The organism is Rubinisphaera margarita (genome assembly GCF_022267515.1).
Lineage (GTDB): Bacteria > Planctomycetota > Planctomycetia > Planctomycetales > Planctomycetaceae > Rubinisphaera > Rubinisphaera margarita.
The window spans coordinates 976313-994667 of record NZ_JAKFGB010000009.1; the positions used below are offsets into that span (position 1 = coordinate 976313).

An 18355-nucleotide genomic window follows, 5' to 3' on the forward strand; every position below is an offset into this window, starting at 1 on the left:
CTTACGAGGGCGGATTCGAACTTTCCGAATTCGTTTTCGCTTCCGCCGTAGAGGTCAGCTTTTCTGCTACTTTAGCGTAGGTCAGATCGGGAACAAGAGCGATCAGCGTTTCTCCGGGCTGCGGTTCCGAGCGATCTTCATCGGTCAGAATTTCCAGCTTGCGGGACTCTGAAATCACGAACAGCGGCACCGCCTGGGCTCCGTACTTCTTCACGAAGGCCGAGTACGGGAATTCAGAAGTCAGCTTGGTCGACTTCACGACGCTGCCATCGGTAATCAAATCGCTGATCGTGCGATACGTCGTCCCTCCGGAAAAGACGTACCGCGCCCGCTTCGACTGATGCGACAGAGCCTGGCGATGCTTCTCGGAGACGTTCGGCTTCAGCTGAAACAGATCGGCTCGTTCGAAGATTTCGTGAAACTCCAGCGCGGCCAGCATGTTGACCTGATCGTTCGGCGTGAGCGCGAGAAAGCGACCGATGCCGCCCAGGTTCAGCTCTTCCCGGGCATACTCGGAAAGAATGCTGGCGTTCACGGCTGGCAGGCCGAGCATGCGAGCCGACTTGATGTTCTCGTGATTGGTATCCACCAGAAGGACGCGAAAGCCTTCCTTGTTGACCGCACCGGCCACAGCGCGAGCAACATGATCGGCTCCCGCAATGAGGATTCCCTGAGGATTCAATTCGGACAATCCCAGGTAGCGGGCCAGCGGACCAGCGGTCAGGCCGTAGAAGGCGACCGTACCCACGATCACCACGAATGTCAGCGGCACAAGCTTGGAAAGATCTGCCAGCATTGCGACAGATTCAGGCGTGTGTTCCACATGAGCCAGGTGGGAAAGTTCGAGAGCGAACACACTCGAAACGGCGGCGGCGACAATCCCGCGGGGAGCCAGCATCGAGAGAAAGATACGTTCTTTCCATTTCAGGTTCGTTCCGTAGGTCGAGATCATGACGGCAAGGGGGCGGACAATGACGATCATCAAAGCCAGGAACAGAACAGCTGGCCAGCCCAGTTCCAGGAGTTCCATGAACGGATACCGCGAAGCCAGCAGAATGAAGAGCACGGAAATCAGCAGAACTCCGAGGTTCTCCTTGAACTCGATCAGATGCCCGATCGACACGCTCCGCTGATTGGCCATCAGAATTCCGAGCACGGTTACGGTCGCCAGTCCTGATTCGGCCAGCATGACGTTCGAGAGGGTGTAAGACGCGAGCACGCTCATCAGCATCAGCGGGCTCTGCAGATAGTCCGGAATCAAATGCTTGCGGATCATCACGATCAGGATGTAAGCGGTGATGAAACCGACGACGGTAGAAATGGCGACCGCCGCTCCCAGGCTGATGATGATGTCGACCGTTGCTTCGGCAACGCTGCTCGAGGCGATCGCCGTCGAGACCAGCACAGCGAGCAGGGCACCGATCGGATCGATCACGATCCCTTCCCACTTCGCGACCGAGGTCACTGTTGCATTCGGTCGCACGTGCCGAAGCAGCGGGCCAATGACCGTCGGGCCGGTCACGGTATAAATCGCCCCGGCCAGTGCGCAGACCCACCAGCTTTCAAAGATCAGCTTCGCGAACACGGTGCCCAGAATCCAGGTGATCAGGCAGCCGACGGACACGAGTCGTGTGAGCGCCTTCGACGTGTTCTTCAACTCGGCGAGCCGGAGACTGAGTCCCCCATCAAACAGAATGATGGCCACCGAGAGCGAGACGATCGGGAAAAGCAGCTTGTCGTCGATGATCACGGTCGGATCGACAACAAGATTGGCCAGAAAGCCGAACGTGAGCAGCAGCAGAATCGCCGGCAGCTTCAAACGCCAGGCCAGCCACTGCGCCGTAATGCCCAGCACGAACAGGCCGGTCAGATAAATCAGAGGAGACTCGAGCAACTGGAGCATGGATTTCCTTTGTAGGCAGAGATCCGCGGAAGCGAATCTGTGGCAGACCCCGGGGGATCGCATCGGAGTCGGTCAGTTCATCTTCATTCCCACCGGCTGGACTGCAGGGCCGATTATAGGAGCGACCGCGAATGTGTCGATTGAAATTCCGAATCAGAGAAGGCGGATCAAACCCGCTGCTCGAGCGAATCGGTTGAGCAAGGCCCGAAGTTGGAGCGAGCATTCTTTCAGAGGCACCGGTTGAGGGCGGTTTCCGACGAAGGGGCGCGAGTTTCAACGGCTTCGATCGATTCGATCTGGCACAGTCCTGTGAAAACGGCGGGAATCATCGGCCGGAATTGTTATAATCGAGGAGTACAGGTCGGCCTTGATCTGTCTGTGAATCATTGGCGTACGGAGCAAGCATGGAGGATGTCCCCATGACTGAACAGAACACTCAACAGCAGGACCCGTCGTTCGAGGTCCCGACCTTACGACTGACCCCCGATCTGACCCGCAGCATTATTGTGCTGGTTTTCTCGGTCATCTTTCTGGCCGCCGGCATTGAGATGGTCGGCCAGGGCAACATGGCGGGCTGGTTTCTCGTGACGTTGTTCACACTCTCGATCATCGCCTCTCTGAGCGTGATCCTGCCGGGCGCCTGCTATCTGGAAGTCGATCCCGCCGGCGTGACGGTTGCCTCGGGATTCCGGCGTAAAACGTATCGCTGGGATCAGGTCGAACGCATTGGCCTGTTCGAAATCGGCATGATCCGCCGTGTCGGCGTCGATCTCAATAAGCGCTATACCGGTCCCGAACGAGTGCCCAACTACGACAAATCGGCCTCGGGATTCCACGTCGCTCTGCCCCCCATGTCGGGGATGGAACCGGAGAAACTCCTGGACGTGATGCAGCAGTGCATGAAAGCCTCTGGCGTCGAAATGAAGGTCTGAGACGCAACATGGCAAAGGGCCGTCCCGATGGATTCAACCGGGCTGGCGAAGCCACGAGGTCGTACTGACGCCTGAGCTGTTCCATGCGGGCATCGATCCCGGCTACAGATCAATCCGCGTCCAGTACAACCGGGAGCGGTCGCCTGTTGTGTAGACCTGTTCCAGCATCGTGGAGATGTTCATTTCGGGGAAGTCGTTGAACATCGTGCGGCCCTTCCAGCTGACTTTGACCCGTTCGTCATAACGGACAAGTTCCGGTGACAGCCACACGGTCAGCTGGCTTACCCCAGCTTTGAGGTAAATGTTGTTGCCGGGCGTGATGGTTCCTTCGATCGGCAGCGGACTGGCCGGAATCACGCGGCCGGTGCGAGAGAGTCGCGGCTCGATGATATTGGCGGGCAGGCCGGAGAACTCGATCCAGTCGAAGCGGTTATCGCCGGGCCGCATCGTCACTCGTTCCAGTTCGATCGGCTGGTCGCCGCGACGCTGCAGACCCATCCAGTCAAAAATCCGCGGCAACTCTTCGCGGTAATCTTCGTTGCCCCGCTGCTTGTACTGCACGAGAACCACATCGTAGCTGTTCTTAACCTGCCGGGTGATATCGCTGGAGTTGGCGGCAAACAGGTCGCCATCCAGTTCGCCCATCACGTAGTAACAGGGAAGCTCCTCGCAGTTCTCCCAGTAATGGTGAGCGTATTCGTTGAGCCGCCCGCCGATGGAAACCAGTCCGGCGAAATGCGACGGATGAGCCATACCGAGGTCGAGAGCCAGATCCGCTCCGGAACCATGTCCGGTCAGAAACACGCGATCGGAATCGACATGGAACCGTCGGCGGGCGTCGCGGAGGACTTCGAGGACGCGTTCATGCAGATCGCTGGCCCCGGTCTTTTCGCCCTGCAGGGACGGTGCGATGACGATGTAGCCGTTGCGATGAGCAGGGCCGGAGATCGTTGTTCCACCCCACCAGTCGAGTTCGGCCTTGGGGGACATGCCCGCCATGTGCAGCGCCATGATCACGGGATAGCTGCGATCCGGAGAATACTCGGCCGGAAGCAGAATCTCGTACGGAATTGAGGTGCCGACTCGCATTGTCTGCATCGTCAGCGATTGACCTTCACGGTAAACCGGCGTCTCGAAGACCGGGCCGAGAAGACCGACGATCGCGGCCATTGCCTCCGGCCCAATGCCTTCGAGTCGCATCAGGGAATCGAGAATGTCCTGCTGCCGCAGCGAGTTGGCGGACTGCAGGTAATCGCGAACGCGATCACGGGCATCCCAGAGGCTGATCGCCTTCAGCGGATCGGTATCGGCCAGTGCAGGGCCCACGACCCAGCCGGAATAGGCGAGCGCGAGTTTCTCTTCAGCCGAGAGCGTGGGGTCGTCGATTGTCTGCAGAAACGGCGACATCCGTTCGAGCGTGTTTCGCGAAAGCCGTCGGTCGACAACCCAGCGCATGTCCTGAAACCGTTCGAGGTGCGCGGCGTCTTTCACCTCGGCCTGGAGTCGCGAGAGCCCTGCCCGCACTCGATCCATCTTCTCGTGAGCAGTCTCATGGTCGGCCATCATCTGATCAACAGCCGCCAGTGTCGCTTCGCTGATATCGTTTCGCGGGAAGCGAGGCGACAGCCGGGCCACAAGCTCAAACTGACCGGCATCGAGTCGGGAGCGGAACTCTTTCAGATACTCCGCTGCTTCCAGCTGGCGAATCATCAGCCGGAGTTCGCGGACGCGCGCTTCCATGTCTTCGAAATCTTTCTCGATGCCATCGAGTTCCAGCTGAGCTCGCGAGAGCATTCCGGCATCGAGAAAATATCGCACCACCGCGAGGCGGTCTTCGTGATTGTCGTCGTTGAAGTTGGTCGCGTTCGATATGGTCGCCCGAATCACGTCCGGCGGGATCTCCCGGGAGCTGATGCTGTATTCCCAGTTCTGCTTGAGAGCCGTCAGCGTGATGAAGTCCGGCTTCAGTTTTGAAATCGCCTGAATGATCTCCAGGTTTCCATTGGGCGTATTCAGCGAGACGATTCGTCGCCCGAATTCGGAGAACGGCGTCGGCGGAATTGTGAAGCCGCCGATACTGCCAAACATCACTGACTTGGGGCCGGGAGGAATGCGAACGTTGAACTCATCAACCGGAATATCACCGAGTTGCACTTCGGAGACGAGAGCCTGCGGCAGATACGTCCGGCGGGCGGGATCTTCGAACATCGTGAACGGATACCCGACGATCGGGCCCTGTGCGGCCCCTCTAATCTGTTCGATGGTGAGAGCCTGAACGGGGACCGCTTTGCCCTCAAACTCGAAGCGGTAGCCGCTCCGCATCACCACTTCGCCAGCCTGCGCCGTCCCGGCAGTCAGTAGAAAGCCGAGAACGACCCCGAGCGGGGCGGCGAAATCAGTAAGCTTGCGGAACAGCGAAGAAATCGCACTCATCCTGAAACAAGAGGCGTGGCGTGAACGAATTTCGAAAGCGGACCCATCCTAACAGACGCAGAATGTTCGGCGAAGGAAATTCTTCGCAGCCGCGTCGGTCGAATCAATGCCTGGAAGTCTCTGTAACATCAACATACGGCACGCCTTGAAGTCGCCATTCCGTTTCGATAACTTGGGACGCACGTTACAGATTCCCCGGGAATGGTTGGCGTCTTTCTAAAAGCTCGACTTCATCGACCCTGCTAGATTAGAGGAAAAGAATGTACAAAGTCACTTTGATTCCTGGTGATGGAGTCGGACCGGAAATTGCGGAAGCCACTCGTAAGGTGATCGACGCCACAGGTGTCAAAATTGAGTGGGACCACCAGGAATGCGGAATCGAAGTGATCGAAGCCGAAGGTGGTGTGCCCGATCGAGTTATGGATTCGATCCGCTCCAATAAAGTCGCCCTGAAGGCCCCGATTACCACGCCGATTGGCAAGGGATTCCGCAGCGTCAACGTGTTCCTCCGCCAGGAACTTGGCCTGTACGCCTGTGTTCGTCCCTGCAAAAGCTATCCCGGAATGGACACCCGCTTCGCCGACGCTGGCGTCGACCTCGTGCTCGTCCGTGAGAATTCCGAAGACCTTTACGCAGGCGTGGAGTTCCAGGCAGGTGAGGAAAAGACCGCTCAGCTGATCAAAACGATCAACGAGTTCGCGACCGGCAAGAAGATCAATACTTCTCCGGAAACGACCGGCGTCAGCATCAAGCCGATCAGCCGCGAGGGAACCTGCGAAATCGCCAATTTCGCCTTCGATTACGCCATCCGCACCAAGCGGAAGTCGGTCACTTCGGTCTGTAAGGCCAACATCATGAAGTACACCGACGGCCTCTGGTACGACGTTTCCCGCGAAGTCGCTCTCGCTTACGGGGCCAAGTTCGAATGGGATGAACTCGCCAACGGCGTGCAGCCGACTCCGGAACTGGTCGGCAACGTCAAGGACGGCAGCGGCCTGACCTACATGGAACGTTTGATCGACAACATGTGCATGCAGCTGGTGATGAAGCCGGATCTGTATGACGTCATCGTGACGCAGAACCTGTACGGCGACATCCTGAGCGACCTGTGTGCCGGTCTCGTCGGCGGACTGGGCGTGGCTCCTGGAGCCAATATTGGCCCGGATGCCGCCATCTTCGAAGCAACCCACGGCTCGGCTCCGAAATACGCCGGTCAGAACAAGGTCAACCCGACCGCTCTGATCCTCTCCGGCAAGCTGATGCTCGAATATCTCGGCGAACTCGAAGCCGCCGAGAAACTCGACCGCGCCATCGGAGCCGTCATCGTCGAAGGCAAGGACGTGACCTACGACCTGAAGAAGGATCGCAACGATCCGACCGCTGTCGGCACCCAGGAAATGGCCGAGGCCATCTGCCGCAAAATGGCCGAACTCGGCTAAGCACTCGTACAACGCAGAACAGAAAAGGCACGCTCAAATCGAGCGTGCCTTTTTTATTGGAGCGACGAACCTCGTTTGTCCCTTGCTTCTTCTGTTTCATATCCGCGCATACAAAAACCCGACAGCCACAAAGGTGGCTGCCGGGTTTTATGATTAAGACCCTCCTGATCTTAGCACTTCGAAAAATTCGAGAGCATCCTTATCTCTCGCAGTCAAAATGATTCGTTGTCCGTTTAGAGCAGTTTACTTTTTGGTGTAACCGTTCGGTCCGCGAAAGATGCAGCGTTTCAGGCGATTCGACGCTCATTCGCGGACATACGGTAGAGCGATCCGCTCTAGCGGAATCGGTAGTCCGGGTTTTCTCGTTCCCAGGTCGCATCGGCCAGCTGGCGTTCGAACTGGATCTCGCTGAAGGCATAGCACTCGATCAGCGTTTCCTGCTCGATGTCGACCATGTTCTCGTTGGGCCAGGTGTAGTTGCGGACATAGACCGGAAGGCTCAGCTCGTCGTCGATCAGGGTGATCGTCTTCCGATAAACCGGCGACTGCTCCTTGGATGCGTACTCCAGGAAGAGCCGCGTGCAGGGGCGGTCGTTGAAGGAATGGCCCTCTTCGACAACGCATCGCGGTGTCTGGGCGGCTTCGAGATCATTGCGGCGGTTCTTGATGATTTCGCGAGCCAGATTCACCAGCCCGGCCTGAGTGATCGGGTGACGTGATTCCGACTTTGCCTGGTCCCCATTCGGATCGAGCTTGAGTGTCGGAATGAATCGGCCTTTGAGTCCGCCGAGCTTCACCAGCATCCGGTTTTCGTTCTGGTTTTCCGTGTAGAGCAGTTCGCGTCCGCGATCACCGGTCAGCCATTGCATGTAGACGGAGAAGGGGGCGTGACGTAGTTTGACCTGAATCTGCTGGTTCTCGCGCAGTTCTCCATCGATTCGTTCCTGGCGATCGAAGACAAACGAGTAGTTGTCGACGTTGTCGAGCCGGTCCACGCCGACGTGAAGCATGTCGATCGCCTTCTTCAACGCGAGTTGATCGGCGTTCAGCTTTGGAGCCTCATCGGCGGCTTCCATCCGGTCCTGTGGAGTCGGGACGACATCCTGAAGAGAGGGGACGGAAGGCGTGACAAGCACCTTGCTGTCGAGACGACTGATTCGGTCTTCCACCGGCGGCAGATCGTCTGCACTGGCGGGTTGATAACTGTAATACATCCCGGCCACGACTCCGCAAGTCAGCATGGCTGCAAGGACGTTTCGCAGAGAGTTGGAGGCTTCGGGTTTAGAACCTCGATTTTCTCTCGTCATAAGAGTGATTCCTGTAGCTTGCACGCAATTCTGATCGTCCGCGTCTTCCGAATCATGGAAGACAGACGGTCTGCTGATTTTCAGCGTTGAGTGCGGAGTCGCGCCTCAGTCGGCGGACTCCACGGTCACGAGGTGACGGGATTTTTTCCCGCGTTCAGGATCGCGTGGATTGAACGGTCAACGCAAAGCCCATTCGGAATCGCATCGTGCGGAATTGGCAACAGATTGTCGTTCGTGATACCTAACGATTCGGCTGTGGAGTTGGTGCTCGGTGACCGATTTTTCGCGCGGTCGAAGAACCCGATCAGGACATGCAATGGGTGCACACCGAAATTCTGCCGCAAAGCTCGCCGGTTCCAAATTTGTCCTGGTTTGTCAGAGTTCTCTAATCGGAACTCTTCTGGCCGGCCGGCTGCACGTCCTGAGTCCGTTGCAGTTTGATCAGAACCGGGGTGCCCAGCTCAGGCACGGCATCCGGATTGGCCTCGTAGCCGCGCTGGCTATCGTCGGCACTGCTGCGGGCGGCGATGTCGATCATCGCTGAAGGGAAATTGGCCACGCAGATCAGGTCTCCACCTTCAGCGAGATACCGACGCTCGCCGGTTTGCGGATCTTCCTGGAACAGGCTCCCGGCGAAGACCCAGTCGGCTTCGAGAGTTTCCGGCTGGCTCGCTTGCTCGAGTTGTTCAATTGCCTTCTGGTAGGCGGCATCATTCGAGAGAGTCAGCAGGGATTTCTTCTGCTCCGGCGTCATCTTGCCGAAGAACAGCAGCTGATTCTCGTTGCGATCGTAAAAGAGCCCCGAGTCTTCCGGGATCTCGAAGCCTTCCGGCAGAGTCTCCAATTTGGCCCCAAAGTACCGGCGAGTTACTGTCTGGACCCACTCCCGCGCTTCCTGACGTTTCACCTTCCCCTCTTCTTTCCAGATGAGGGTAATCGCCATAACTTCCCCCCTGGGGGGCTGGAATTTGGGGTCATAACTGACGGGCTCGCCCGGCTCGGCTTCAATCGCCAGCAGAGCCGCGTGCACGGCTGCGGCCGAACAATTGACCGAGAGAATCGATTCATGTTCCTTCGTCTGCTGCGGACAGCAGAGCATTTCGAGCAGACCTTCCTGCAAAGCGACATGAGCCTTGAGAAAGACGGCCTTGTTCTTCCGATCGAGAAACAGTGTCTGCTGCTGATTCAGTGGCGTCGCCGTCGCAATCAATTCTTTGACTTCGGGAGCCAGTTCCGCCGGCGCCTGAGGCTTTTCGTCCAGATCGGCAGGCTGAAAAGCGAGCGCGAAGCCTGGCAGGGCAAGGATGCAGAAGAAGGCGAACGCATGCAGTCGGTGAGAAACCATGGGCATTTCCCTTTTCGAAGTGAGACGAGGCTCCAGCCGCAGTGTACCGTGGAGAGGACCGCAGATCGAATTCGAGCGGTCTCAGAGCAGCGAAAAGCGGGACTGGTTACTCGGTCTCGACTTTCTCAGCGACATGCAGATCATCGAGGGGACACTCTTCATCGACATAGGTTTCGAGAAAGAACGCCTTGCGTTCGCGAGGCAGCGTGAAGTCGAAGCCGCAGGTGCGAAAGAAGTCTTCGGAGGATGTAATGGCCATCACTTCCAGAATCCGCCGCTCGCGGGCCAGCTCCACACAACGGGCGACCAGTCCACGACCGATGCCAAGCCCCTGGTAAATCGGAGAAACCGCCAGGGAACGAATCTCGGCCAGCTTCTTGGAATAGATCTCGAGGGAGGCGAAGCCGACCAGTTTTCGATCGACCTCGGCGAGAAAGCCGGTGCGGACAAGCTGGTCCAGCTCATCGGTCGTCCGGGGCAACAGACGCCGATCGGCGACGAACGGTTCGAGGAACTCCAGCAGGCGTTCCGCGTCCTTGGACTCGGCAGCGCGGATGGTCACGTGATCGGCAATATTCTCTGTCATTCCACCCGGGGGCCTTTTTCAAGAAGTCGCAGCGGGAATCTCTGGATTGGAAGCTATGAATTATCATATCCAATCCGGAGTGCAAGGCTATCTTCTCCGTTCTGACAGGATTGAGCTCCCGGGGTTAAATGCCCTATGCCCCTCGCAAGAGAATGCGAACCGCCGTTCCATTCTGCGACGGTGTGGTGAAACACCACGTTGAGGCCTGTAGCAAAACGCTACACCAGCATGACGCCCCCCGACGCGGTAAATTCTTATGAAAATCGCAAGTCTCTACAGGCAAAGGTGTTGTGGCTTGTTTTTTGTTTCCTGAGAGAATTGGTACGCGGCATGCATCTAATAATCTTCCGCAGGGCGGAGGTTGGCCCGCATTCGCCCTGCATTACAACATGGCGTAGTCAACGGTGTAGTTGACTACGCCTTGTTTTTTGCGCGGACGATTCTTCCAGAGCGGCCCAGCCGCAGGCGACGGATGCGTCATTCGACGCAAACCCCCGGGACAAGCATCCCTCAAAGCCTGGCGCCTAACGCCTGCCCCCAGCGCCTAAATATCGTAATACATCAAAAACTCGCATGGATGGGGACGTTCGCGGAGGTTCTTCACGTCCCGCTCGGTCTTGTACCAGATCCAGGTATCAATCACGTCTTCGGTGAAGACATCACCACGCAGCAGGAAGTCGTGGTCATTCCGCAGAGCCTGCAGGGACTGATCGAGACTGGCCGGAGTAGAGGGCGAGTCGTCGAGCTCGTTAGGATCGAGGTCGTAGATGTCTTTGTCGAGCGGCGGACCCGGTTCGATCTTATTCTGAATGCCATCCAGAGCTGCCATCAGAATCGCGGACATTGCCAGATAGGGATTCGACGAAGAATCCGGGAACCGCAGTTCGAACCGTTTGCTGTTTCGGGTCGCCGAATGCACGGGGATCCGAATTGCGGCTGAGCGGTTACGGAAGCTGTAGGTCAGGTTGATCGGAGCATCGTAGCCCGGCACGAGTCGTTTGTAGCTGTTGGTCGTCGGGCAACAGAAGGCCATCAGAGCCGGGGCATGATGCAGAATGCCGCCGATGGCATGCAAAGCCAGTTCGCTCAGGCCGCCGTATCCGGAATCGGCAAACAGAGTCTCGCCGTTCTTCCACATCGAAACATGCATGTGCAGGCCAGATCCATTGTCGCCCCACAGCGGTTTCGGCATGAATGTGACAGTCTTTCCAGCACGGGCGGCGACGTTCTTCACAATGTACTTGAACCGCAGCAGCAGGTCGGCAGCCTGCACAAGCGGCTTGTGAGCAATATCGATCTCCGCCTGCCCGCCGGTCGCGACTTCGTGGTGCTGGGCTTCGACGTCGATGTTGCATTCGGTCAGAGCAAGCATCATGTCATTCCGCAGACCGTGCAGAATGTCGCCGGGAGGAATCGGAAAGTAGCCTTCACGCCGACGGATCTGATAACCGGCATTGCTGTGCGGGTTTTCGGAAAACTGGCCGCGAGCCCATTCTCCTTCCGCGCTTTCCAGATAGTAGAAGCCCTGGTTAATCGTCTGGTCGAACCGCACATTGTCGAAGATGAAAAATTCCGGTTCGAGGCCGAATCGGCATTCGTCGGCAATTCCGGTCGACTTCATGTATGCGTCTGCTTTGCGCGCAACGTTGCGCGGATCTTTAGCATAATCAACCCGAGTAATCGGGTCCTGGATATTGCAGGTCAGACAAAGCGTATTGGGCAGGAAGGGGTCGATGAAGGCGGTTTCGGGCTGCGGCACCACGAGCATGTCGCTCTCATTAATGGCCTGCCAGCCGTACATCGAGGAGCCATCGAAGTCGAATCCTTCCTCAAATGATTTCTCTGTAAGAACTTGCGACGGGATCGTGAAGTGCTTCAGCGTCCCGGGGAAGTCCATGAACCGCAGGTCAACGGCTCGGATTTCGTGTTCGCGACAGAGTGCCAGAATCTCCCGTGGAGTCATTTTGAGCGCCTGTTTCAACGTGGTGGGTTCCAGGGGCAGTGGGGCCCGTGCGTAATGATTTGACGATATGGTGGCCTGAATGGAATGCAAACACCATACCGGTCCCTTTTCGGTGCACGCTATTTGAGCAAACCGCAACCGGTTTTCGTATGGCATTTCCGTCTGACTTCAGAGAAATTCTGATTTCCGTCCCCGGCTCGATCCTCTAACATGCCCCTTTCGACCTGTCTCTCTGTATCGCCCGTGGAATTGCAGGAACTACCGTTGTGCCCCGATTTGTGATCCTGGAGCACGATCATCCCTTCCTGCACTGGGACCTCATGTTCGAAGCCGGAACGGTTCTGCGGACATGGCGACTGACGAGGCCTCTCGGCTCGAATCCGGCCCCGTCGGAACACGACTTGCATCGAACAGCCGAGGTCACGAGAATCCCCGCCGAAGAACTGCCCGACCACCGGATGCACTACCTCGATTACGAAGGGCCGGTCAGCCGGAACCGGGGATCGGTCAAACAGGTCGAGTCGGGGTGGTTTCATCTCCTGTCGGCGACAGCCGATTGTTGGGAACTGCGTCTGGAAGGAAATCACGCCTCGGGATTCGTATCTCTGAATCGAATTGCCGTGGATTCCGCCGAGTGGGTGCTGGCCTTCATGCCCGACGTTGATGAATCTCCACTCGGCGAGTAACGAATAAGACTCAAGAAACGATTCGAGACTCCGGTCGCCAACAACTGAAACGGATGTCATGACGCTGAATGAGTTCGAGGAGTTTGTACAGAGCAATGCCGTCTGGTTTCGCGGTCCGCAGCCGGAATCGGCTGAGGCGATCAAGCAGGCTGGCCGACAGCTCGGCATTGATCTGCCAGCCACACTCCAGTGGCTCCTGCTCAACTACGGTTACTGGCGGGCGACCGGCGTGGCAAGCTTGCCGGTGGTCGTGGGCAAGACTCGGGCAATGCGGCCTGACTTCCCCGATTCCTGGATCGTTCTCTCCTCGAGCCGCAACGATCTGTCCAACGATCCCGATTGCACGAACTGGGAACAGGTACTGACAATCCTGCAGACGTCTCCGTCGCATCCGATTGATGGAGCAGCCGTCATCGTCTGCACGCCCGAGGGAAAAGTTCTCCGACGCTATTCCGGCTTCTCGGCCTATGTCGTGAGCCGCCAGCACGCGATTCTTCAGAAAACCCGCAGCGAGTATTATCAATGCCCCGAACAGCGACGGGGACCGGAAGAGCCGCTACGGACGGATGGTCGCGGCTTCGACCTCCAGGAGTTCTGTCGACGTCTCTGGGAGACCATGCTGCTTAATGAAGTAGGAGCCAACCCGGATCCGCGACGACCCAATCCCGTCCGCGAAAGGCTCTCGGCAACACTGGTTCCTCGCAAAGCAGAATTGAAGCCCGAGCCAGCTTTACTCCACGATGTAACCAACCGATTGAACGAACCTGTGTCAGAACCAATCGCCTCCAGCGCCATCGTTTCGACAGAGCAGAGTGCTGAGGCCAGCGAGCCTTCGCGAAACGTCGATACGCGATCAGAAGAGAAGCAGGCGCATGCGAACATCGAATCGCCAATTCCGGTTCAGGCGGTCGGAAAGATGGTTGTCGAACGACGCAAGTTCCTGAAGGATCAGCATGTCGATCTGACGACGATTTTCGAACACCGCAGCAGTTCTCCGCGACAGGGCGTCATCTTTCCGGATCGGTTGCCTTCCGGCAAGCTGCTGCTGTTTCCGCTGGACAACGAGCGCGGAGAAGCCGTCACGCTTTCGACCTGGGCCAGTGAAGTTCTCGACAGCGGCCGGGCGATCTCTGCAATTGAAGTCGAACTGCGGGGCATCCGTCGACGCTGGCTGGCGACCTGGTGGAACCATCGCGAATCACCACCGGAACAGGCGGATGTTCTCCGACTGGAAGCAGGAGCGTCGCTGGCCGTGATTCCCGGATTGCTGTGCTCGCATCACCATGGAGGAACAATGCGGACGGCCAGTCTCTGACGTCTTCGCTTACGAGGCCGGCTGGCAGGGGATACTGCAGGTAACGGTCGTCCCGGTGCCCTGCTTCGAATCGACCTGCATCGAACCGCCAAGCCGATCGACGACGGTGCGTGTCAGGAAAACGCCGAGACCCATGCCTTTGCCGGTCGTCTTAGTCGTAAAGAACGGCTCACCCACGCGATCGAGAATGTGCTCAGGCATCCCCTCTCCATGATCTTCCACGATCAATTGCAGTCGGTTGAGTTTCGTCTGCATTCGCACTTGCACCCGCCGGTCTGAAGTGGAGGCTTCAATGGCATTCTTGACCGTCCCTCGAAGTGCCTGAGCCGTCACGTAAGGCTCCACGTGAACCTGACACGCCTGGGCATCCGGGGTGATCTCGACATCGATGCGATCCTGGTCCTTAAGTCCGTCGAGGATCATCTTCAGCAGGTAGTCTCCAGAGACATCGATCTTTTTCTCGACGCTGCCTTCTCCGGCCTGAGCCGACATATGATTCAGGATGGCACGACAGCGGTCGAGTTCTTTACGAATCGCTCCGACATCCTCGCGGATCTGTGAATCGAGGTTCTGGGTTTCCAGTTCCCGATGCAGCTCTCCGACGATCACCGCGATCGTCCCCAGCGGTGTGGCAAGCTCGTGAGCCGCCCCGGCTGCCAGGGTTCCCAGCGCTTCGAGTTTCTCGCCACGGATTCGTTTGGCTTCCAGCTGACGAAGCTCTTCCTCACGTTTACGCAGCTTGGAGGTCACCAGCGTTGTGAATGACACAATGACCGAAGCGCACGTGATAAACGCCACGAAGACCCCATTGTGCGTTAGCGTGATGACGCCCGTTTCACGAATCGGGGGGAGCAGGGCATTCAGGCCGGGAACCAGCAGCGAGGAGTGATCGAACAGCAGGAAGGCAAAGCAGAAGACGGCCAGAAAATTCAGGCACCACGCGACCAGAGCCGTCAGTTCAATGCCGGCCAGACAGAGATTGACGAAGAAGAAGATCCAGAACGGATTGGTCGGACCCCCGCTGAAATACAACAGGCAGGTGAGCAGGAACAGGTCGAGCGCCATCACTGTGGCCAGCACGTTGTGCCAGAGTCTGGACCGGACGGGATCGGACGTCGTCCGTCGATATCCCAGATACCAGAACATCAGGACCAGATTGCTGAATGCGGTCACGCTGACGGTGATTAGCAGTGGCTGCACGCGAAGCGGGATCTGGAAGAACTGCCAGACGCAGAGAATCGTAAAGAACTGCCCAAGTACCGCCACCCAGCGCAGGTTGATAAACCAGTGGACGCTGATCGCTCCGGGGAAACGGAATGTGACCAGAGGCAGATTCCGCTGGGGGACGACCGGATTGGCGGCCGAGCCAGATGCTTTGGGGGGATGTTCCATCGAGGCCCGCTACTGTTTCAGGCCGTCGATGGCCTCAAAGTGACTTTTGATCCGCTCATCAAGCTCGGTCGGCTCCGCCGAGGGATTCTTGATCATGGGGATCAGACAGTTGCGACCGATCCACATGAGTTGCTGTTTGATTGGTTTAGCGGCTCCCGCTCCGGCATCCAGGAGATCCTGAACCTTCTCCTCAACTTCCGGGACCACTTGCTGCTGCATCGCGGTCATCGCGCTGGGATTGCTGGAGCGGAACTGCTGAATCTGACTGTAGATCTCCTTGAAGCGGATATAGATCGCCTCGTCGTCGGTCCCGCCGACCATTGAGGGGAGGTACATGATCGCGGCTACGAGAACAATCGCTCCCAGGGCAATCATGTGCTGCGGCTTGACCGAGACTTCAGGAGCTGAAACGCTGCCGAACATCCCGCCGATTCGTGAAAAGATCGACTCGCCGGATGACTTGGGCTTCTTTCGGGGCATCGGGCGAGGGGGCGCGACACCGCCCGCAGGAGTCGGCGTGCCGTATGTGCTCGCTGTGGTCGGCGGGATGGTATAGCCTGCCGCCGGCGTCATCCCGCGGGCAAGCTGGGTATCATCAACGTCGCTCTCATCATCGAGCGACTCGTCTGCTGCAGGCTGGACGCGATCATCGAGCCAGGCGTTGAGTCGATCAGCAATCTCCTCTCGACGGGCGGCTTCCCGCTCTTCTTTCGTGGGGACGGGCGCTTCATCGGGAGCGGCTTCCGACGGAGCAGCTGCTTCGAGCTGTTGTTCGGCTCGACGCTGCCGGTTCTTTTCGCTCTCGGTGAGGACGCGATTAATCTGCCCTCCCACCACCTGAATCCCTGACGGATTGGCAGGTTGTTCGGGCTGATCGCTGCTCACGCGGACTCCGCTGCCGAGCTCGAAATCGTCATCTTCCGTGGTTGTCGATTTGGGGATCAATCCGTCGATTTCTCCAGCGGCGATCCATGCACTCTGGGAACCACTGCGAATCAGATCTTTAGGGCCGACCTTGCCCGCCATGACCATTTCAACCAGTTCCCTGAATGGAAACGGTCCCATCTCATGCCCCAGAACCTGCAGGTACCAGGCATCGGCCGGAGCTTTCGGACCTCGGGGGGCGGCTGCGCTGCGGTCGATCACAAAGTCATCGATCGAAGGAATTTCGTCTTCGACCGGCTGCCGCGTGGCGGCTGCCTGACTCGGCTCCAGCTGGAAATCGTCGATGTTGTCGAAGAACTCCAGTTCGTCGGACTGTGACGGGGACTTGGACGTGGAATCAGTCATGGCTGTTCGGATCGTCGGCGTAGAAGGAGATCAATTCGCGGAAGCGCGACAGTCTTAACGTTTCAGGTAGCGACTGGTGGCGAAAGGCCATTGAGACCTGAGCTTCCTCCGCTACCGGAAGGCGGCACAGCGCCTTCAACGGGGCAGGATGGTCGATGCGAGCAGCGGCGCGGGGCAACCGTCATCATCATGACAGTCGCGAGGGCGGGTTTCAAGAGTGGCTTGCCGGAACTGCCGAGGATCTGGAATTTACCGTCGTCGACCACATGGACTGGATCTTCGAGCACAACTGACTCGACCGGTCAAACAGATCCAGCTCCGAGAAGAACAGCATTGATAGAGCCTGCTGACCCTGAGTGCTGACACCGTTCTCCTCGCCTGAGATCCATCCGGCCTGTTTCTGTTCCTGCCAGAACTCAGCATGGTCGATCAACGGGATCCCTTCGACAATCGCCACTTCGCGGATCAGATCGGCCAGTTGGAGCAGTGGTGAGCTCTCGTCCGACTCTTCGACGACGGGAACAGGAGGTGTCTGGAAAACGGGCTCCGCCCCCTGCGAACGGATCAGCTCGGCAAGATGCCGCAGGCGTTCGGAATAGTCGAACGGACTCTCGACGGCCAGTTTCACATCCGTGCGACCCGGCATGAAGAAGACGGCATCGGCTCGGCACTGCAGCAGCCCCTGTGTCGTGATCTTGATCAGATCGTCGATGCTCGCCCGACGCACGCCGGCGTTCACAATCAGATCGGGAAATCGCCGAAGTTCCCAGCGGATGCGATGCCGGAACATTTCGACATACCCCGGCTCGCCGTGATACCGCAGCCAGGCGGTTGTATCATCGCCAACGAACATCCAGACGCGGGACTGTGATTGATGCAGCCAGCCGCGAATCTTGTTGAGGTTGTCGCCGCCCACGATCGGCTTTTTGTCGAGCAGGTCTTTCAGATCCCGCCGTGGAGCAGCCGGTGTGACAGGCTGCGAAACCTTCGGCCGCACGACCGGCTTCGGTGTCTCGGCGACGGTTTCCGCGGATTTCTGCGGTGTGTCTGAGGATTTGTTCTGCTGAGCGTGAGCAGCATATCGACCAGCATCGTCGAAGATCGATGCGGGATCCTCGTTCTCATCTTCCCCGGAGGAATGACCGCCTGGCGGAACCATTTCGTACTCGACATCCGGGAAATCGGCCAGAACCGCCGAGCCGGTGGCCGAGCCTTTGATCAGCGTGGAAGCCGCCCCGACGATCGAATCGTCGTACGAGAGCTTGCTCGCCATGTACTCCGCCGAGGCGTTCACCAGCTTCACGACTTCTGGATCGAGCAGGATCTGCTCATCGACATATTCGTCATAAGCGGACGGATTGGATGCCATATCGCACGAGACAAGCAGCAACCGCCGGCGTCGCGAATAGCGATCCAGTCGCACATGTATCGGTCGATTCGAAGAAGGCACGGGCACTCCGGGACGTGAGACAATAAGATTTCCAGCCGGCTATCACACAGCAATTCTACCCGCTTGCCAAGCGAAAACCGCCGGAATCAGCCCGATTGGAAAAATCCCCGTGACAAACCTTGCGGGACATACCTGTTATGAAGTGCCGTTGACCCAGCGAAACCCCTCGCAACGCTGGCGACCAGCCGCCGCAGGGTGGGAGAACGGAGTTGGACGTCAATCGTTCATAACGCTTGGATGGGATGGCCCAGACGTGCACGTCTGAGCCAACCCTATTGTGTGATTCGCGATCTCTCAGGGGGGGATCTCCGATC

General features: G+C 58.0%; 13 protein-coding genes. 4 read left to right on the forward strand and 9 right to left on the reverse strand.

Features of this window, described 5'->3' with window-relative positions; translation table 11 throughout:
• Nucleotide 1 precedes the first annotated feature (1 nt).
• Nucleotides 2–1903, reverse strand: a complete 1902-nt coding sequence (locus tag L1A08_RS07140) for a cation:proton antiporter (RefSeq protein WP_238755626.1) — start codon at nt 1901–1903, stop codon at nt 2–4.
• 419 nt (nt 1904–2322) lie between these two features.
• Between L1A08_RS07140 and L1A08_RS07145 the strand changes: the two genes are divergently transcribed.
• Nucleotides 2323–2835: a PH domain-containing protein gene (locus tag L1A08_RS07145; RefSeq protein ID WP_238755627.1), complete on the forward strand. Its 513-nt coding sequence runs from the start codon at nt 2323–2325 to the stop codon at nt 2833–2835.
• A gap of 102 nt (nt 2836–2937) precedes the next feature.
• Here the strand turns inward: L1A08_RS07145 and L1A08_RS07150 are convergent, their stop codons facing one another.
• The gene (locus tag L1A08_RS07150; RefSeq protein ID WP_238755628.1) at nt 2938–5268 is read right to left on the reverse strand and encodes a carboxylesterase family protein; all 2331 of its coding nucleotides are present in this window, start codon (nt 5266–5268) and stop codon (nt 2938–2940) included.
• 260 nt (nt 5269–5528) lie between these two features.
• Here L1A08_RS07150 and L1A08_RS07155 point away from each other — a divergent pair, with 260 nt between their 5' ends.
• Nucleotides 5529–6707 (forward strand): isocitrate/isopropylmalate dehydrogenase family protein, encoded by a 1179-nt coding sequence (locus tag L1A08_RS07155; RefSeq protein WP_238755629.1) that lies wholly within the window; start codon nt 5529–5531, stop codon nt 6705–6707.
• 335 nt (nt 6708–7042) lie between these two features.
• Here the strand turns inward: L1A08_RS07155 and L1A08_RS07160 are convergent, their stop codons facing one another.
• The 4 genes from L1A08_RS07160 to glnA form a co-directional block, all read right to left on the reverse strand.
• Nucleotides 7043–8014, reverse strand: a complete 972-nt coding sequence (locus L1A08_RS07160) for a DUF1571 domain-containing protein (RefSeq protein ID WP_238755630.1) — start codon at nt 8012–8014, stop codon at nt 7043–7045.
• A gap of 385 nt (nt 8015–8399) precedes the next feature.
• The gene (locus L1A08_RS07165; protein WP_238755631.1) at nt 8400–9359 is read right to left on the reverse strand and encodes a YdjY domain-containing protein; all 960 of its coding nucleotides are present in this window, start codon (nt 9357–9359) and stop codon (nt 8400–8402) included.
• Nucleotides 9360–9465: 106 nt separating this feature from the next.
• A complete protein-coding gene (locus tag L1A08_RS07170) occupies nt 9466–9945 on the reverse strand; it encodes a GNAT family N-acetyltransferase (RefSeq protein ID WP_238755632.1) in 480 nt (159 codons plus the stop codon).
• A gap of 544 nt (nt 9946–10489) precedes the next feature.
• The gene (gene glnA, locus L1A08_RS07175; RefSeq protein ID WP_238755633.1) at nt 10490–11908 is read right to left on the reverse strand and encodes a type I glutamate--ammonia ligase; all 1419 of its coding nucleotides are present in this window, start codon (nt 11906–11908) and stop codon (nt 10490–10492) included.
• A gap of 266 nt (nt 11909–12174) precedes the next feature.
• Between glnA and L1A08_RS07180 the strand changes: the two genes are divergently transcribed.
• The gene (locus tag L1A08_RS07180; protein WP_238755634.1) at nt 12175–12594 is read left to right on the forward strand and encodes a DNA polymerase ligase N-terminal domain-containing protein; all 420 of its coding nucleotides are present in this window, start codon (nt 12175–12177) and stop codon (nt 12592–12594) included.
• A 58-nt stretch (nt 12595–12652) separates the two neighbouring features.
• The gene (locus tag L1A08_RS07185) at nt 12653–13909 is read left to right on the forward strand and encodes a hypothetical protein (RefSeq protein ID WP_238755635.1); all 1257 of its coding nucleotides are present in this window, start codon (nt 12653–12655) and stop codon (nt 13907–13909) included.
• 9 nt (nt 13910–13918) lie between these two features.
• Here the strand turns inward: L1A08_RS07185 and L1A08_RS07190 are convergent, their stop codons facing one another.
• The 3 genes from L1A08_RS07190 to L1A08_RS07200 all read right to left on the reverse strand — a co-directional run bounded on the left by L1A08_RS07190 (nt 13919) and on the right by L1A08_RS07200 (nt 18041).
• Nucleotides 13919–15301: a sensor histidine kinase gene (locus tag L1A08_RS07190; RefSeq protein ID WP_238755636.1), complete on the reverse strand. Its 1383-nt coding sequence runs from the start codon at nt 15299–15301 to the stop codon at nt 13919–13921.
• Nucleotides 15302–15310: 9 nt separating this feature from the next.
• Nucleotides 15311–16591: a DUF4339 domain-containing protein gene (locus L1A08_RS07195; protein ID WP_238755637.1), complete on the reverse strand. Its 1281-nt coding sequence runs from the start codon at nt 16589–16591 to the stop codon at nt 15311–15313.
• 211 nt (nt 16592–16802) lie between these two features.
• A complete protein-coding gene (locus tag L1A08_RS07200) occupies nt 16803–18041 on the reverse strand; it encodes an SGNH/GDSL hydrolase family protein (protein ID WP_238755638.1) in 1239 nt (412 codons plus the stop codon).
• Nucleotides 18042–18355 lie beyond the last annotated feature (314 nt).